Annotated in this window: 15 protein-coding genes, 1 tRNA gene and 1 pseudogene; 13 read left to right on the top strand and 4 right to left on the bottom strand. The window is 67.7% G+C overall.

Going from position 1 to position 15,958, the window contains the following annotated elements:
* Positions 1–1,451 (bottom strand): annotated as a pseudogene (locus AC1DFR_RS14255) (pyruvate dehydrogenase (acetyl-transferring), homodimeric type); the annotation flags it as partial.
* 248 nt (positions 1,452–1,699) lie between these two features.
* On the opposite strand from AC1DFR_RS14255, the gene AC1DFR_RS14260 reads away from it, so the two are divergent.
* The 8 genes from AC1DFR_RS14260 (at position 1,700) to AC1DFR_RS14295 (ending at position 7,707) form a co-directional block, all read left to right on the top strand.
* Positions 1,700–2,119: a DUF3052 domain-containing protein gene (locus tag AC1DFR_RS14260; protein WP_018773429.1), complete on the top strand. Its 420-nt coding sequence runs from the start codon at positions 1,700–1,702 to the stop codon at positions 2,117–2,119.
* Positions 2,120–2,160: 41 nt separating this feature from the next.
* Complete coding sequence (locus AC1DFR_RS14265) at positions 2,161–2,643, top strand: peroxiredoxin (RefSeq protein ID WP_476873753.1); 483 nt, start codon at positions 2,161–2,163, stop codon at positions 2,641–2,643.
* 4 nt (positions 2,644–2,647) lie between these two features.
* Complete coding sequence (locus AC1DFR_RS14270) at positions 2,648–3,580, top strand: NAD-dependent protein deacetylase (RefSeq protein WP_476848976.1); 933 nt, start codon at positions 2,648–2,650, stop codon at positions 3,578–3,580.
* A 90-nt stretch (positions 3,581–3,670) separates the two neighbouring features.
* A tRNA-Val gene (locus tag AC1DFR_RS14275) sits at positions 3,671–3,746 on the top strand.
* Positions 3,747–3,872: 126 nt separating this feature from the next.
* Positions 3,873–4,151: a hypothetical protein gene (locus AC1DFR_RS14280; protein ID WP_018773424.1), complete on the top strand. Its 279-nt coding sequence runs from the start codon at positions 3,873–3,875 to the stop codon at positions 4,149–4,151.
* 247 nt (positions 4,152–4,398) lie between these two features.
* Positions 4,399–5,229 (top strand): fumarylacetoacetate hydrolase family protein, encoded by an 831-nt coding sequence (locus AC1DFR_RS14285; RefSeq protein ID WP_476873703.1) that lies wholly within the window; start codon positions 4,399–4,401, stop codon positions 5,227–5,229.
* A 166-nt stretch (positions 5,230–5,395) separates the two neighbouring features.
* Complete coding sequence (locus AC1DFR_RS14290) at positions 5,396–6,193, top strand: IclR family transcriptional regulator (protein WP_476856943.1); 798 nt, start codon at positions 5,396–5,398, stop codon at positions 6,191–6,193.
* Positions 6,194–6,357: 164 nt separating this feature from the next.
* On the top strand, positions 6,358–7,707 hold the full coding sequence (locus tag AC1DFR_RS14295) for an MFS transporter (protein WP_476848979.1): 1,350 nt from the start codon (positions 6,358–6,360) through the stop codon (positions 7,705–7,707).
* A 261-nt stretch (positions 7,708–7,968) separates the two neighbouring features.
* Here the strand turns inward: AC1DFR_RS14295 and AC1DFR_RS14300 are convergent, their stop codons facing one another.
* The gene (locus AC1DFR_RS14300; RefSeq protein WP_476873704.1) at positions 7,969–9,033 is read right to left on the bottom strand and encodes a D-2-hydroxyacid dehydrogenase; all 1,065 of its coding nucleotides are present in this window, start codon (positions 9,031–9,033) and stop codon (positions 7,969–7,971) included.
* Between the two features lie 64 nt (positions 9,034–9,097).
* Between AC1DFR_RS14300 and AC1DFR_RS14305 the strand changes: the two genes are divergently transcribed.
* From AC1DFR_RS14305 to AC1DFR_RS14315, 3 genes are read left to right on the top strand one after another with little or no spacing between them, the layout of a single operon-like run.
* On the top strand, positions 9,098–10,060 hold the full coding sequence (locus AC1DFR_RS14305; RefSeq protein WP_476873754.1) for an NAD(P)-dependent oxidoreductase: 963 nt from the start codon (positions 9,098–9,100) through the stop codon (positions 10,058–10,060).
* A 3-nt stretch (positions 10,061–10,063) separates the two neighbouring features.
* Positions 10,064–10,834, top strand: coding sequence for an SDR family oxidoreductase (locus AC1DFR_RS14310; RefSeq protein ID WP_476873705.1), 771 nt, complete (start codon positions 10,064–10,066; stop codon positions 10,832–10,834).
* Complete coding sequence (locus AC1DFR_RS14315) at positions 10,834–11,898, top strand: L-idonate 5-dehydrogenase (RefSeq protein WP_476873706.1); 1,065 nt, start codon at positions 10,834–10,836, stop codon at positions 11,896–11,898. The genes AC1DFR_RS14310 and AC1DFR_RS14315 overlap by 1 nt, the downstream gene beginning before the upstream one ends.
* A gap of 38 nt (positions 11,899–11,936) precedes the next feature.
* On the opposite strand, the gene AC1DFR_RS14320 is transcribed toward AC1DFR_RS14315, so the two are convergent.
* The gene (locus AC1DFR_RS14320) at positions 11,937–12,665 is read right to left on the bottom strand and encodes a FadR/GntR family transcriptional regulator (protein WP_476858295.1); all 729 of its coding nucleotides are present in this window, start codon (positions 12,663–12,665) and stop codon (positions 11,937–11,939) included.
* A gap of 276 nt (positions 12,666–12,941) precedes the next feature.
* Between AC1DFR_RS14320 and gndA the strand changes: the two genes are divergently transcribed.
* On the top strand, positions 12,942–14,378 hold the full coding sequence (gndA, locus tag AC1DFR_RS14325; protein WP_476858296.1) for an NADP-dependent phosphogluconate dehydrogenase: 1,437 nt from the start codon (positions 12,942–12,944) through the stop codon (positions 14,376–14,378).
* A gap of 115 nt (positions 14,379–14,493) precedes the next feature.
* The gene (locus AC1DFR_RS14330; RefSeq protein WP_476873707.1) at positions 14,494–15,336 is read left to right on the top strand and encodes an oxidoreductase; all 843 of its coding nucleotides are present in this window, start codon (positions 14,494–14,496) and stop codon (positions 15,334–15,336) included.
* Positions 15,337–15,371: 35 nt separating this feature from the next.
* Here the strand turns inward: AC1DFR_RS14330 and epsC are convergent, their stop codons facing one another.
* On the bottom strand, positions 15,372–15,956 hold the full coding sequence (gene epsC, locus AC1DFR_RS14335) for a serine O-acetyltransferase EpsC (protein ID WP_018773413.1): 585 nt from the start codon (positions 15,954–15,956) through the stop codon (positions 15,372–15,374).
* Positions 15,957–15,958 lie beyond the last annotated feature (2 nt).

Below are 15,958 nucleotides of genomic sequence, written 5' to 3' on the forward strand. Positions count from 1 at the left end.
CGCCGCTCGGGGACGAAGCCGCCGAGTTGCTTGCGGCGGTCCATCAGGTACTGGATCTCCGGGGAGTCCATGCCGGGGTGGTAGTACGGCGGCCGGTAGAGGTCCGCTTCGAGCTGGTCGTCCGTGATCGGGATGCGCAGGTGGTCGCGGAAGGCCTTGAGGTCCGCGAGGGTGAGCTTCTTCATCTGGTGGGTCGCGTTGCGGCCCTCGAAGTGGGTRCCCAGGCCGTAGCCCTTGACCGTGTGCGCCAGGATGACCGTGGGCTTGCCCTTGAACTCGGTGGCGGCCTTGTAGGCGGCGTAGACCTTGTTGTAGTCGTGGCCGCCGCGCTTGAGGTTCCAGATCTGGTCGTCGGTCAGGTCCTGGACCATTTCCTTGGTCTGCGGGGTCTTGCCGAAGAAGTGCTCGCGGACGAACGCRCCGGATTCGGCCTTGTACGTCTGGTAGTCGCCGTCGACGGTCTCGTTCATGATCTTCACGAGCGAGCCGTCYTCGTCCTTGGCCAGCAGGTCATCCCACTCSCGGCCCCAGACGACCTTGATGACGTTCCAGCCGGCACCGCGGAAGAACGCTTCGAGTTCCTGCATGATCTTGCCGTTGCCGCGGACGGGACCGTCGAGGCGCTGGAGGTTGCAGTTGATSACGAAGTTGAGGTTGTCGAGCTTGTCGTTGGCCGCCAGYTGCAGCAGGCCGCGGGACTCGGGCTCGTCCATTTCGCCGTCGCCCAGGAACGCCCAGACCTGCTGGTCCGAGGTGTCCTTGATGCCGCGGTTGTGCAGGTACCGGTTGGACTGGGCCTGGTAGATGGCGTTCATCGGGCCGATGCCCATCGAGACGGTGGGGAATTCCCAGAACTCCGGCATCAGGCGCGGGTGCGGATAGGAGGACAGGGCGTGCCCTTCCTTGGACTTCTCCTGGCGGAACCCGTCCAGGTCCTCCTCGGAGAGCCGGCCTTCCATGAAGGCGCGGGCGTACATGCCGGGGGAGGCGTGGCCCTGGAAGAAGACCTGGTCGCCGCCGCCGGGGTGGTCCTTGCCGCGGAAGAAGTGATTGAAGCCGACCTCGTACAGGGTCGCGGCGCCGGCGTAGGTGGAGATRTGGCCTCCGACGCCGATGTCCGCCCGCTGYGCCCGGTGCACCATCACGGCGGCATTCCAGCGCAGCCAGGCRCGGTATTTGCGTTCGATCTCTTCGTCGCCAGGGAATGCCGCTTCCTGGTCGACCGGGATGGTGTTGACGTAGTCCGTGGTGGTGACCATCGGAACACCCACGCTCTGCGCGCCGGCCCGCTGGAGCAGGCTTCGCATAATGTACTGGGCACGTTCGGTGCCTTGTTCCTGAATCAGGGTATCCAGGGACTCCAGCCATTCGGCGGTCTCTTCCGGATCACGATCAGGCAGCTGGTTTGTCAACCCGCTGAGGATATGGGAGGTATCTTCTCCTGCAGCCACGTCCACTAGCCGTGCGGGCTGATGGATGCGTAGCCGCCCTATGGACCCGTCCCCGTATTTCACGGGCATACTGGTTGTGTGACGAAGCGCTGCCCGGCAGCCTCCGGATCGTCCTGTGTGACGCAGAATATGGCGGATCGCGGTGCCAACAGCTTGAAGCGAGAGCCCAAAGGGTGTTGGCTTGGAGTAATGGAAATCACTAGTGCCATTGAAAACATGAAGCAATTCAAAAAGCATAGGAGCAACACGTGAGCGAGGCCGACGCCGCCACTTCGGTAAATGTGGCGGAGAAACTGGGTTTCAAAGACGGGGACCTGATTCAGGAATTCGGTTATGACGACGATGTCGACTTCGACTTGCGGGACGATATCGAAGATCTCACGGGCTCTGAGCTTCTCGATGAGGACGATCACGAGGTGGTCGATGCCGCCATTCTCTGGTGGCGGGCAGGTGACGGAGACCTTGTGGACACGCTGGTCGATTCGCTGACCACTCTCACCGAGGGCGGCGTTGTCTGGGTCCTGACTCCCAAGTCCGGCCGGGACGGCTACGTCTCGCCCGCGGACATCCAGGATGCCGCGCCTACCGCAGGGCTCCACTACACCACCTCCGCCGGCGTCTCGAAGGACTGGAGCGCCACCCGGTTGGTCACGCGGAAGAACAAGTGACCCAAGCGGTCCAGCACGAGGCCTCCGGGCCGGGCTCCGCCGTGAGCCCCGTTCCCGGTTCCGTTCCCGGCGTCGGCGATGCCGCGCCGGATTTCGAGCTCGCCAATCAATTCGGCGAACCGGTGCGCCTCTCAGACTTCCGCGGCCGCAACGTCGCCATAGTCTTCTACCCGTTTGCCTTCTCCGGGATCTGCACCGGGGAACTGTGTGAAATCCGGGACAACCTGGCACTGTTCGAGGATGCCGACGCCGCCGTGCTGGCAGTCTCGGTGGACAGCAAATTCGCCCAGCGTGCCTATGCCGAAAAGGAAGGCTACGGCTTCGATCTGCTGGCCGACTTCTGGCCGCACGGGGCCGTGGCCTCGGCTTACGGTGTGTTCGACCCTGACAGCGGCATGGCGCTGCGCGGCACCTTCATCATCGACGCGGCGGGAATCGTCCGCTACGTCGTGGTGAATCCGCGCGGCCAGGCCCGGGACTTCGCCGAATACCGGGCGGCCCTCGCGGGACTCGGCGGGAGCTGATCCGGTGAGGCAGCGGCGGCCAGGAATCGGCATGACCGGGTTTGCCAGCCTCCCGCCGGTCACGGCCGCCGGGAGCGCCGCGGAACTCCAGCGCACCGAGTTGGAGGCCCTGCAGGACATCCATGGCCTCCTGTCCGGGGAGCAGTTCGCCGTGCTGACGGGTGCCGGCCTGAGTACGGATTCAGGCATCCCGGACTACCGTGGGCCCGGCGCCGCACCGCGGACCCCCATGACCTACCAGGAATTCATCGGCGAGCCGGGAAACCGGCAGCGCTACTGGGCACGCAACCACATCGGCTGGTCACATCTGCGCAGGGCGGATCCGAACGATGGCCATGCCGCTGTAGCCCGGCTGGAGCAGCGGGGGCTTCTCACCGGCCTCATCACCCAAAACGTGGACCGGCTCCACGAGGACGCCGGCAGCGTCAACGTCGTGGACCTGCACGGCCGGTTCGACCAGGTGGTGTGCCTGGACTGCCACCGGCGGTTCAGCCGCCGGATGCTGGCCGGTGTCCTGGAAGAACTCAACCCCGGGTTCCTGGAACGGGCGCAGGCGGCCGGGGTGGTTGAAATGGCACCGGACGCCGATGCCGCCGTCGAGGACGCCGAACTGATTGGATCGTTCATCGTCGCCCGCTGTCCGGCCTGCGGCGGCACCCTGAAACCGGACTTCGTGTACTTCGGGGAAAACGTGCCCAAGGACCGGGTGGAGCGCTCGTACGCCATGGTCGACGCCGCCCGGGCGCTCCTGGTGGCCGGCTCGTCGCTGACCGTGATGAGCGGCCTGCGTTTTGTCCGCCACGCGGCGAAGCAGGGCAAAGCCGTGGTCATCATCAACAGGGGACCGACCCGCGGGGACGGCCTCGCCACCATCAAGCTGGAGGCAGGCGTCAGCGGGGCCTTGACCTGGCTCGCCGCCGAGCTGCCGCCCCTGTAGCGACGGCCGGGCCGATTGGCGCTTGGCCGGTGACATCCGGTACAGTAGCTGTTCGTTGGTTGAAGCGCTGAGGCGCGGAAACCGCGGTTTGGGTCTTTAGCTCAGCTGGTAGAGCGCCACGTTTACACCGTGGATGTCATCGGTTCGATCCCGGTAGGACCCACCACAGAAAACCCCGTCTTTCCGGACCACACGGTCCGGAAGGGCGGGGTTTTGTGCGTCCCGGCGGGGGATGCTGCACGGCCCGAAAATGTCAGGGCTCCGCCCTACTGTGACGGGCATGGAACACGTGATGGTGAAAACAGGCCCGGACGGGCGGCCCCTGGCGGTAGTGCGCGGGGGCAGGGAATGGTTGATCGGCGCCGAGCCCGTGCGTTGGTTCGAGCGGGTCAGCTGGTGGGAGGCCGAGCGCCGGATGCCCAAGGGCCTGAGCCGCGTGGATGTCGAGGTCTGGCAGGTCCAGGCGAGGCTCGGCCGCAACCGCGGATCTGCCCTGACCACCATGGAACTGATCCGGGATGGCCTCGGTGGGGGCTGGCGGCTGCGGGGGGCCGTTGCGGACGCCGCGTAGGCTGCCTGCGCGGGCAACAATCGCCCGGCCCGGCCCGCTCAAAAGGGGACCCCGGACCCTGGAATCACCCGGGCATTGGAAAAGCCTTCCACCGCGACTATTGGGGGATGCCGCGGTGGAAGGCTTGTAATGAATATACCGTGAACGCTTGGAAATGTGAAACACCGGCGGTGTTTCTGCGCGCCAGAATTACGCCAGTCGATGGCCTAATCGCGGCCCCCGGGAGTCCGCCGCCTAGGATGTTTTCATGACCGCCACGAGTGCCCGCCGAATCGCCAGAGTCCGCCCGCTTTCCCCGGCTGCCGGGGACGAAAACTTCTTCGTCGCCAACGACGCAGCGGACTTTGGCAGTGCGGCCGGCAACGTGTGGACGGTGACACCCTCTCCGTTCCCGGGTTCTGCCGCCAATGCCGGCAGCCTGCCCCGCAGCGGTTGGGAGGTCGGCGCGACAGTGGAGGAAGCGTCGTTTACGTTCCTCGCGCCCTGTGTCCCGGCCAACGTCCTGGGCATGGCGCACAATACCGGTGCCGCCGGTCGCGGGCTTCCGCCGCAGGCCTTCCACAAGGCGTCCACCAGCGTGGTCGGCCCAGGGGACGCGGTTGAACTCCGGCCGGGCGTGGGACGCGTCGAGCCGGAGGCCGAACTGACCCTCGTGATCGGGAGCAGCGCCCGCGGACTGACGCCCGGCAACGCCATGGGCGCGGTCCTAGGCTACACCATAGGAAATGACGTCTCCGCCAGGAACCTGCAGGAATCCGATCAGCTGTGGATCAGCGCCAAGAGCCAGGACACGTTCACGCCCGTGGGGCCCTGGATTGTCACGGACCTGAACGGTGACGACCTGGCGATCGGCATCAAACACAACGGTCAGGAACTCCAGGCAGCCAGCTCCGCCGACCTTGGCTGGAAGGTCGAGGAAATCCTCGCCTATCTCACATCCTTCATGACCCTTCACCCGGGTGACCTGGTGCTGACGGGATTCCCCGCCGAGTGTGCGCCGATCGTCCCCGGCGACACCGTCACTTGCCACATTGCCGGCATCGGCGAGCTGACGAACCCCGTGGTGTCTGCCGCCTAAGGGGCCGGCGGTCCCCGACGAGGCCCGCCGACGGGGAGCAATGGATGCACGGGCCCTGCCGGTCCCGGTTCAGGGCGCCAGACATTATGATGGTTAGTGTTCAGCTGACTGGACGGCATTCGAACGAGTGGCGCGGCGACTTGCGCGCGATACCTGAAGGAGAATCATGGCCGATTCCCGAGTTTCCCGACCCTCCGACGGATTGGGGAGCGCGTCACCCGCGCCGGCTGTTACCCGTGCCGCCGCCGTGCTGGAAGCCCTGGCGGCATCCGCGACCGGACGCCTCACGCTCAGTGATCTGTCCCGGGAACTGGGAATCCCGAAGTCCTCCACCTCCAACCTCCTGCTCGCGCTCGAGGAGGCGAGGCTGATCAGCCGCCAGGGCGCGGAGTTCACCCTCGGCCGGAAGTTGGTTGAGCTCGGCGCTGCGTACCTCAGCCGCCTCGACGAGGTCCAGGAGTTCTACCGCTTCTGTGAACAGGCCCCGACGCTCTCGGGAGAGACGGTCCGGATCGCCATGCTGGACGGAACAAATGTCATCTACCTGGCCCGCTACGAAGGGCACCCGGCGGTGCGCCTGACGTCCAATATCGGCGACAAGATGCCCGTGTCCCTCTGTGCCGTGGGCAAGGCCCTGATCGCACGGCTGCATGACCACGACGTCGACGAGATGTTTCCCGACGACGCCACCCTTCCGGTCCTGACGCCGAAGTCGCTGCGCACGGGTGCCGAGCTCAAGGCGCAGCTCACGCTCATCCGGGAACAGGGGTATGCGTTCGAGGACGAGGAATCCACCACGGGCGTCGTGTGCCTGGCCGTCGCCGTCCCGACCCGGGGCGCACACGGGCCCAGCCTAGGCCTGTCGGTCACCGCGCTGAAGGCCACTTACTCGCAGGAGCAGGGCGCCCTGATGGTGAAGGAACTCCAGGACCTCGCCCGGTCCCTCGGCAATCCCATGGGCTAGGGGCCCGCGCCGCTGGGCGTTTCGGGACGCCCCGGAATAAAACTGATTATTCATTGGCTAGCCGATCACTATGCTGTACGCTGTTCAGCATAGTGATCGACTCCTTGGGGTTGCTCACACCCACCAGACCAACGGGGGTCTGGAGTGTTCTTGAGGGAGTGCTTGTGACAACTAGTACTAATACACCGCTCGCTGAAGCGGACGGCGCCGTCGTCGATCCGGAACAGCTGCGACGGGCAACGCTTGCCAGCTCTGTGGGCTCCGCGCTGGAGTACTACGACTTCTACATCTACGGGCTGGCCTCCGCCCTGATCTTCGGCCCGCTGTTTTTCAAGCCACTCGGCGAGGACGGGGCCCTGATTGCATCCTTCGCCACGTACGGTGTGGGCTTCGCGGCCCGGCCCTTCGGCGGGATGGTCTTCGGCTACATCGGCGACCGGTTCGGCCGCAAGATGGTCCTGATCCTCACCATCGGCCTGATGGGGACCGCCAGCTTCGCCATCGGCCTGCTGCCGACGTACGAACAGGCCGGCATGCTCGGCGCCGTTCTTCTGGTGACGCTGCGCATCCTGCAGGGACTGGGCGCCGGCGCTGAACAGGCGGGCGCCACCACGCTCATTTCCGAAGTCGCGCCGCGCCGCCGTCGTGGCTTCTTCGCGTCGCTCCCGTTCGTCGGCATCCAGCTGGGGACCCTGCTCGGCGCCGGAACGTTTGCGCTCATTGCCATGGCAGACAAGGCCGTCCTGGAGGGCTGGCTGTGGCGGGTGCCCTTCCTGGCCAGCGTGCTCCTGGTTGTGGTGGCCATCTTCATTCGGCTCCGGCTGAAGGAAACGCCCGTCTTCCAGGAACTGGAAAAGCACAAGAGCGTGGTCAAGAACCCCATCGGCCAGCTGTGGAAGCACTCGAAGAAGAACGTGCTGATCGGCATCGGCCTGCGGATGGGCGAAAACGGCAATTCCTCGATCTACTCCGCGCTGCTCATCGCGTTCCTGGCGGCCAAGGACGGCGTTTTTCCCGGCGACAAGTTCATCGGTCCGGTCGGCCTGCTCATCGCCGCGGGCTTCGCGGCCGTCATGGTGATCACCTTCGGTGCGCTGTCCGACAGGTTCGGCCGGGTGCCCGTCTACCGCTACGGCGCGCTGTTCCAGGCGCTCATCGCGCTGCCGGCGTTCTACCTGGTGACGCTGGGCAATGTCACGCTGGTCTGGATTGTCATGGTGGTGGGCATCGCCCTCGGCGTTCAGTCCATGCTCGGCCCGCAGTGCCCGCTGCTGCCTGAACTCTTCGGCTCGCAGTACCGCTTCACCGGCGTGGCCATGAGCCGGGAGCTCTCCGCCGTCCTGGCCGGCGGCCTGGTCCCGCTGGTCGGCGCCGCGCTGCTGGCCGCCACGGACCATTCCTGGCTGGTGCTCGCCATCTACTCGCTGGTCCTGGCGCTGATCTCGTTCGTCACCACCTTCTTCACGCCCGAGACGGTGGGACGCGACCTTCTCCTGACGGAGGATGCGCGCTAGGCGGGATCCGGGCTGCAGACCTCCGTCCGCGCAGCACAGGCCGTGGCCCCTTCCACCCAGGAAGGGGCCACGGCCGTTTCTGCGCCACGGAATACCCGCGTCGACGGGCAAAATACCCGGCGCGCCCGGATCCCGCGGCGCAGGCACGGTCCCGCGTCGCTTGGGCGGAACCTGCCTCGCCCAACGCTAAGGGCGGCCCAACCGTTTCCGGTGGGCCGCCCTGTGTGCGCTGCGGCGCTGGTGCAGTGCGGAAGAGTGGACTCAGTAGAAGTGCACCGTGTCCACCAGGTGGGGGAGTTCGCCACCGTCGAGGTAGGTCCGCAGGTTGCTGCAAAAGCGTTCGGTGATCAGCCGGTTTTCGGCGGCACTGAGCGCCGAGGTGTGCGGGGACACCATCACCCTGGGGTGGTTCCACAGCGGGCTGTCCTGCGGCAGTGGCTCCACGGCGAAGACATCGAGGCAGGCATAGGAGACCTGGCCGTTGCCCAGGGCCTCCAGAAGCGCCTCTTCATCGACCACGGTGCCGCGGCCCACGTTGACGAAGACTGTTCCGGGCTTCATGGCGGCGAAGACGTCGCGGCTGAAGAGCTTCTCGGTGTACGGCGTGCCGGGCAGGGTATTGACGACGGCGTCTGCGGTGCCCAGCAGGCCGGCGAGGCCGTCGTTGTCCGTGACCGTCTCGATCCCGTCGATGGCCTCCACGGTCCGCTTGGTCCCGCTGACGCTCATGCCCAGGGCGCGGGCGATCCGTGCGGTCTCGAGCCCGATCTCGCCGAGCCCGGTGACCACCAAGCGGGAGCCGTTGACCAGGCGGGTGGGGGTGCGGAGCTCGGGCCAGAGCTTGGCCGCCTGGTCCTGGGCCAGCTCGGCGCTGCGCTTGAAGCCGTTGAGGATGCCCAGGGCGGCGAACTCGGCGAGCGGCAGGGCGTGCACCCCGGCCGAGGTGGTGACCCTGAACTTCTGCAGCGTCGCGGCGTCCAGCCCCGATGCCTTTACGGCACCGCCGGCGCCGGCCGCCATGGCATGGATCCACTCAAGCCGGGGATTGCTGCCGGCGATCCGGGCGAGGCCTGCCGGGCTTTCGTTGGGGAGCCCGTACAGGACCTGGGCCTTGTTGAGCATGTCCCAGTAGCGCTCTTCCTGCTCCGGCGTCCGGCGGAAGTCCGGGTCACCCGCATGGTCGGCGGGAAAACGTTCCGGCGGCAGGAGCTCGGGGTCGTAGAGGACGGTCACGGACGGATCTACGGCGCGGATGCGGTCCACCAGCTCTGCTTCGAGTGGGACGGCGATCGCGACGGTGGTTTTGGTCGTCATAGTGTTCATCATACTGAATGGAGGCTAGGATGCTGAACAGAATTCCAAGATTAACCACGACGAAGTGAGGCAACGCATGGAGATGGACCGCAGGGAGGCCGGGTTCGTCGGCCTCGGCCTGATGGGCGCGCCGATGGCCGCCAACCTCCTCGCGGCGGGATGGACCGTCACGGCCTGGAACCGTTCGCCGGCGGCGCTGGACGCCTTCGAGACCCTGGGCGGCTCGCGCGTGGCCAGGGTCGAGGCGCTCCGCGACCAGCCCGTCATTGTCTTCATGCTGCCGGATCTGTCCGACATTGAGGATGCGAGTGCCGCGCTCCTGGCCGGCTGGACCGCCAGCCCGCCCGCGCCCGGAACCGCCGTCGTGGTGATGAGCAGCGTGTCGCCGGCCGGCGTGCGGTACTTCGGGGCACGGGTCGCGGAGGCGAGCGGGGGCAACGCCGTCGTCGTCGATGCGCCGGTCAGCGGCGGCACCAAAGGCGCGGCGGACGGAACCCTCGCCATCATGGCGGGCGCCAGCGACAGCGACTTCCGCCGGCTCCTGCCGCTCTTTGGCGCGATGGGCAGCACCGTGCGGCGGCTGGGACCGCTGGGATCGGGGTCGCTCGCCAAGGCGTGCAACCAGCTGATCGTGGGAACCACGACGGCGGCGCTCGCCGAGGCCGCGGAGCTCGCCGAACGCTCCGGCATGGAGGTGCCCGCCCTTTACGAGGTGCTCGCGGGCGGACTCGCGGGCAGCCGGGTCCTGGACATCGTGGGGCCACGGCTCGCCGCCAGGGACTACGAGCCCACCGGGCCCGCCAAGTTCATGCACAAGGACCTCTCCTTCGTGCTCGAGAGCGCCGCGGCCGCGGGTGCCGCAGTGCCGATGGCGGCCGCCGGCGCCGAGCTCTACGCTGCCCTGCTGCGCCAGGGGCTGGGGGACCGGGACCTCGCCGTCGTGCGGCAAACCATCGCCAATCTCAGCGACAACGCACGTGACAACCCCAGCGACAAGCCAACAGCCAACACAGCAGCAAAGACCAATGAGGATCAGTGAACCATGAGTGGACTTTTTGACCTGACCGGGCGTGTGGCCCTGGTGACCGGTTCGAGCCGGGGGATCGGCAACGCCCTGGCCCGGGCCCTGGCCGGCGCCGGCGCCACCGTGGTGCTCAACGGCATCAACCCCGAGCGGCTCAAGGCCGCCGAGGCCGCGATGGCCGCGGACTACGCGCCGGGCCGGGTGCACAGCTGCGCCTTCGACGTCACCAGCGACACCGGGGCCGCCCAGGGCATCGCCTGGGTGGAGGAGAACGTCGGCCCGCTGGACATCCTGGTCAACAACGCCGGCATCCAGCACCGGGTGCCGATGCTCGAGCTCGACGTGGCCGACTGGGAACGGGTCATCTCCACGGACCTGACCAGCGCGTTCCTGGTGGGGCGGGAAGCGGCCCGGCACATGATCCCGCGGGGCCGGGGCAAGATCATCAACATCTGCTCGGTCCAGACCGACCTCGCCCGGCCCACCATCGCGCCCTACATCGCGGCGAAGGGCGGCCTGCGGAACCTGACCCGGGCCATGACCGCGGAATGGGCCGCCTCGGGCCTGCAGATCAACGGGATCGCGCCGGGCTACATCCACACCGAGATGACCCAAAACCTCGTCGACGATGAGCAGTTCAACGCCTGGATCCTGGGCCGGACCCCCGCGCACCGCTGGGGGACCGTGCAGGACCTGGCCGGACCCGCCGTGTGGCTGGCCTCCGACGGGTCCGACTTCGTCAACGGCCAGACCATCTTCATCGACGGCGGAATGACGGTGGTGGTCTGATGGGCGGCGTGGCAGCACTTCCGGCCACGGCCGCGGCGGTGGTGGCCCACGCCGCGGGCGACCTGCGGATCGAGGACATCCCCGTGCCCGCGCCGGCGCCCGGTGAAGCCGTCATCGACGTGGCCTTCGGCGGCATCTGCGGCTCCGACCTGCACTACTGGCTGCACGGCGCCGCGGGCGAATCCGTCCTCAAGGCTCCCATGGTCCTGGGCCACGAGATCGTAGGGACTGTGATCCGCGCCGCCGCTGACGGCTCCGGGCCGGGGCCCGGCACGGCCGTCGCGGTGCATCCCGCCACGCCGGGCCCGGGCGGCGCCCGGTACCCGGCGGAGCGTCCGAATCTGTCGCCGGGCTGCACGTATCTGGGCAGCGCCGCACGCTTTCCCCACACCGACGGAGCGTTCAGCCGGTATGTGAACCTGCCGGCCCGGATGCTCCGGCCGCTGCCGGCGGGGCTGGACCTGCGGACCGCGGCACTGGCGGAACCGGCCAGCGTCGCCTGGCACGCCGTGTCGCGCGCCGGCGACGTGGCGGGAAAGACGGCGCTGGTGATCGGCAGCGGTCCCATCGGTGCCCTGGCCGTGGCCGTGCTCAAACGCGCCGGCGCCGGCCGGATCGTGGCCGTGGACATGCACGAGCTGCCGCTGGAGATAGCCCGTGCTGCGGGGGCCGACGCGGTCCTCAAGGGGGACGACGCCGGGGCGATCGCCGCGGTTGAGGCGGACGTCGTCATCGAGTCCTCGGGCAGCCACCGGGGCCTGGCCTCGGCGATCACGGGCGCGGTCCGTGGCGGCAGGGTGGTGATGGTGGGGCTGCTGCCTTCGGGCCCGCAGCCGGTCCTGATCTCCCTGGCCATTACGCGCGAGTTGGAGCTGGTGGGCTCCTTCCGCTTCAATGACGAAATCGATGAGGTCATAGCGGCGCTCGCCGACGGCTCCCTGCGGGTGGACCCCGTGGTGACCCACACCTTTGGCCTGGACCGCGGACTGGAAGCGTTCGAAATCGCCAGGAACTCGGCTGTTTCGGGGAAGGTGTTGCTGGACTTCAGGCGGGCCCCTGCGTGAGGAGCGCCGCCGTCGGGCCCGGGACGGCCAGTGGCGGGTTAGTGGCGCTCGACCGGGACAAACACCCGTGGCTGGTTCTTCCAGCTCGGCTCCATCTCCGAGATGGTCTCGCGCATGATCCGGTTCGAGGCCTCGCGGGCGGCGGCGGCATTCCCGGCGGCGATGGCCTCGGCGACCTCCACGTGCCAGCGCAGCGCCGTCTCGCGCGGGTGGTCCGGCATCAGGCCGTGGATGGTGCGGCCGGTCAGCGTCTCGGTCACCTGGCCCACCATGTTGGCGAACATCTCGTTGCCCGAGCCGGTCAGCAGCAGGGAATGGAACAGGATGTCCAGCTCGAGGAACCGGGGCACGTCCCCGGCCTGCCCGGCGTCGCGCATGGCGTGCGAGATCTCCACGAGTTCGCGGCGGAGCTCCTCGGGGGCGTTGGCCGCGGCCAGTTCGGCGGCCACCGGCTCGACGGCGGTGCGGAGTTCGGCCAGGGAGCGCAGCTGGGCGCCGCGGCCTTCGCCGGCCAGCCGCCAGCGGATCACGAGCGGGTCGAAGGGGTTCCACCGGTTCGAGGGCAGCACCCGGATGCCGACGCGTTTGATGGTCTCCACCAGGCCCAGGGACTGGAGGACCCGGACCGCCTCCCGGACCACCGAGCGGGAGACCTTGAGTTCGTCCTCAAGGTGCTCGGCAAGCATGACGTGCCCGGCCGGAAGCTCGCCGGCCACGATCCGGGTCCCGAGGTGCTCAATGGCACGGTGGTGGAGGCTGGTTGACATAGTCGTAAGCATAATGCGGTGGGCCCGGTCCGGGCCGACCGGAGGGGCGGACGCCGGTGATCATAGACTGTTTATGACGCGCAGCATTCCGCTCCGTGGGCGCGGCTTTCCCGCGGCCCGCGGAAATACATATGGTTTAAGGACAGCCGCAATCCTCAAGAGTGGGTTCCGCCCTCCGCGGCGCAACCTGCCGAGTCCTAGATGAACGTCTGAGACGAATCGCCGTACACGTGGTCTACAGAAATCATCGTGTACAAAAATGAATTGGAGTTTTTGATGTCAGCACACATCGGTGTTACCGGCCTCGCGGTGATGGGGGCCAACCTCGCACGCAACCTGGCCCGGAACGGCTTCACCGTTGCCCTGCACAACCGGTCCGTGGAAAAGACAGACACCCTGCTAGCCAAGTATGGCGATGAGGGCGACTTCATCCGCACCGAGACCCTCCAGGAACTCGTTGATTCGCTGGAGAAGCCGCGTCGCGTGCTGATCATGGTCAAGGCCGGCAAGCCGGTCGACTCCGTGATCGAGCAGCTCGAGCCGCTGTTGGAAGCGGGCGACATCATCATCGACGCCGGCAACTCGCACTACGAGGACACCCGCCGCCGCGAGGCTGCGCTCGCCAAGAAGGACCTGCACTTCGTCGGCATCGGTGTCTCCGGTGGCGAGGAGGGTGCCCTCAACGGCCCCTCAATCATGCCGGGCGGTTCCAAGGAGTCCTACGACGCCCTCGGCCCGCTGCTGGAAAAGATCGCCGCGCACGTCGACGGCCAGCCCTGCTGCGCCTGGATCGGCACCGACGGCGCCGGCCACTTCGTCAAGATGGTCCACAACGGCATCGAATACGCCGACATGCAGGTCATCGGCGAGGCCTTCGACCTCCTGCGCTCCGGCGCCGGGATCGAACCGGCCGAGCAGGCCAAGATCTTCGAAGAGTGGAACAAGGGCGACCTCGCCTCGTTCCTGATCGAAATCTCCGCCGAGGTCCTCGGCCACGTCGATGCGAAGACCGGCAAGCCGTTCGTCGACGTCGTGGTGGATGCCGCCGGCCAGAAGGGCACCGGCCGCTGGACGGTCATCTCCGCCCTTGAGCTCGGCTCCCCGACGTCGGGCATCGCCGAGTCTGTCTTCGCCCGGGCACTGTCCTCCCAGGCCGAGCAGCGCGTGCTGGCACAGGAGCTGCTGGCCGGCGGCGAGGCCGCCGTCGAGGTCCCCGAGAGCTTCGTCGAGGACGTCCGCCAGGCGCTCTACGCCTCCAAGCTGGTCTCCTACGCCCAGGGACTGGACATGCTCACCTCCGCGGCCAAGGAATACGGCTGGGACCTGAAGCTGGATGAAATCGCCTCGCTGTGGCGCGGCGGCTGCATCATCCGCGCGGAACTGCTCAAGGAGATCACCAAGGCCTACGCCGCCGCGGAGAAGCCGGCCAACCTGCTCTTCGCCCCGGCGTTCACCAAGGCGATCGCCGAAGTCCTCCCGGCCTGGCGCCGGGTGGTGTCCACCGCGGTGCAGCTCGGCATCCCGGTGCCGGTGTTCTCCTCCTCGCTGGCCTACTACGACGGCCTGCGCCGCAAGCGCCTGCCGGCCGCCGTCATCCAGGGCCAGCGTGACCTCTTCGGGGCGCACACCTACGGCCGCGTCGATGCCGAGGGCACGTTCCACACCCTCTGGGGCGAGGACAAGTCCGAGATCGAGGCAGTCGACACCCACTGACCCACCCCGTTCCGACGCGACGGCCGGTACTTTCCAGATACGCTGGGAGGCGCCGGCCGTCCGTGTTTCCGCACCGCTCCGACCCCAGGAGTTCAGCGCCCAAGGAGTTCAACTCATGCCCCAGCCCGTAGCGTTTGTCACCGGAGCCTCCACCGGCATCGGCTTCGAAACCGCGAAAAAGCTTGCCTCGGCCGGCTTCACGGTCTATGCCGGGGCCCGCCGGGTTGAGCTGATGGAGCCGCTGAAGGCATCCGGGGTCAAGGTGGTGGCACTGGACGTGACCGATGAGGCCTCGATGAGCGCCGCCGTCGGGGACGTGATGGCCGCGCACGGCCGGATCGACGTCCTGGTCAACAACGCCGGCTACGGGACGTACGGTTCGCTCGAGGAGGTCGAACTGGCTGAGGGCCGGCGGCAGTTCGACGTGAACGTCTTCGGCCTGGCGCGCATGACGCAGCTCGTGATCCCCGCCATGCGGGCCGCCCGTGCGGGCAGGATTATCAACATCTCATCGATCGGCGGCAAGATGTACGAGCCGCTGGGCGCCTGGTACCACGCGACCAAGTTCGCCGTGGAGGGCCTGAGCGATTCGCTGCGGCTCGAACTCAAGCCGCACGGTATTGATGTGGCCGTCATCGAACCGGCCGGGACGCAGTCCGAGTGGGGCGCCATTGCGGCGCAGGGGCTGCTGGCCAGCTCCGGAAACGGCCCATATGCGGCCCAGGCCAAGGTGGTGGCGGCGGCGCTGGGCACCACGGACAACCCCGCAACGTCGTCGCGGCCCGAGCTCGCGGCCGAGGCGATCCTGCACGCAGCGACCGCCCGGCGGCCCAGGACCCGCTACCCGGTGGGTGCCAGCGCCCGCGGGATCCTGCTGCTGCGCCACCTGCTGCCGGACCGGGCGTTCGACGCCGTCCTGTGGAACATCTACAAGCGGTTCCCGGGTAGGGCTGCCTAGATACCGGTTCGGTTGGGAGCCGGTCGGGAGCCGGTCTAGATCCGGTATTCGATCAGGTACTCGGCCGGGTCGACGGCGGGCTTGGTCTCGCGCTGCGCGTCGCGGTGCCGCCAGGTGGCCGGCACGCCGGTGACGATTGATTCGGCCGGAGCGTCCTTGACCACCACGGCGTTGGCGCCGACGGCGCTGTCCCGGCCGATGGTGATGGGGCCCAGGATCTTCGCGCCCGCGCCGATCACCACACGGTCCTCGATGGTGGGGTGGCGTTTGATCTTGGCGAGCGAGCGGCCGCCGAGGGTCACGCCGTGGTAGATCATGACGTCCTCGCCGATCTCGGCCGTCTCGCCGATGACCACACCCATGCCGTGGTCGATGAAGAAGCGCCGGCCGATGGTCGCGCCGGGGTGGATCTCGATGCCGGTCAGGAACCGGGCGAGCTGGGAGATCAGCCGCGCCGGGAACCGCAGCGCCGGGTTCTGCCACAGCCGGTGCGTCAGGCGGTGGAACCAGATCGCGTGCAGGCCGGAATAGGCGAAGAAGTTCTCAAAAGAACCTCGAGCCGCCGGGTCGTGGGACCGGGCGGCGTCGAGGTCTTCCTTCAGTCTTGCGAAGAAGCTCACAA

It is taken from the genome of Arthrobacter sp. 05T410 (assembly GCF_056396505.1).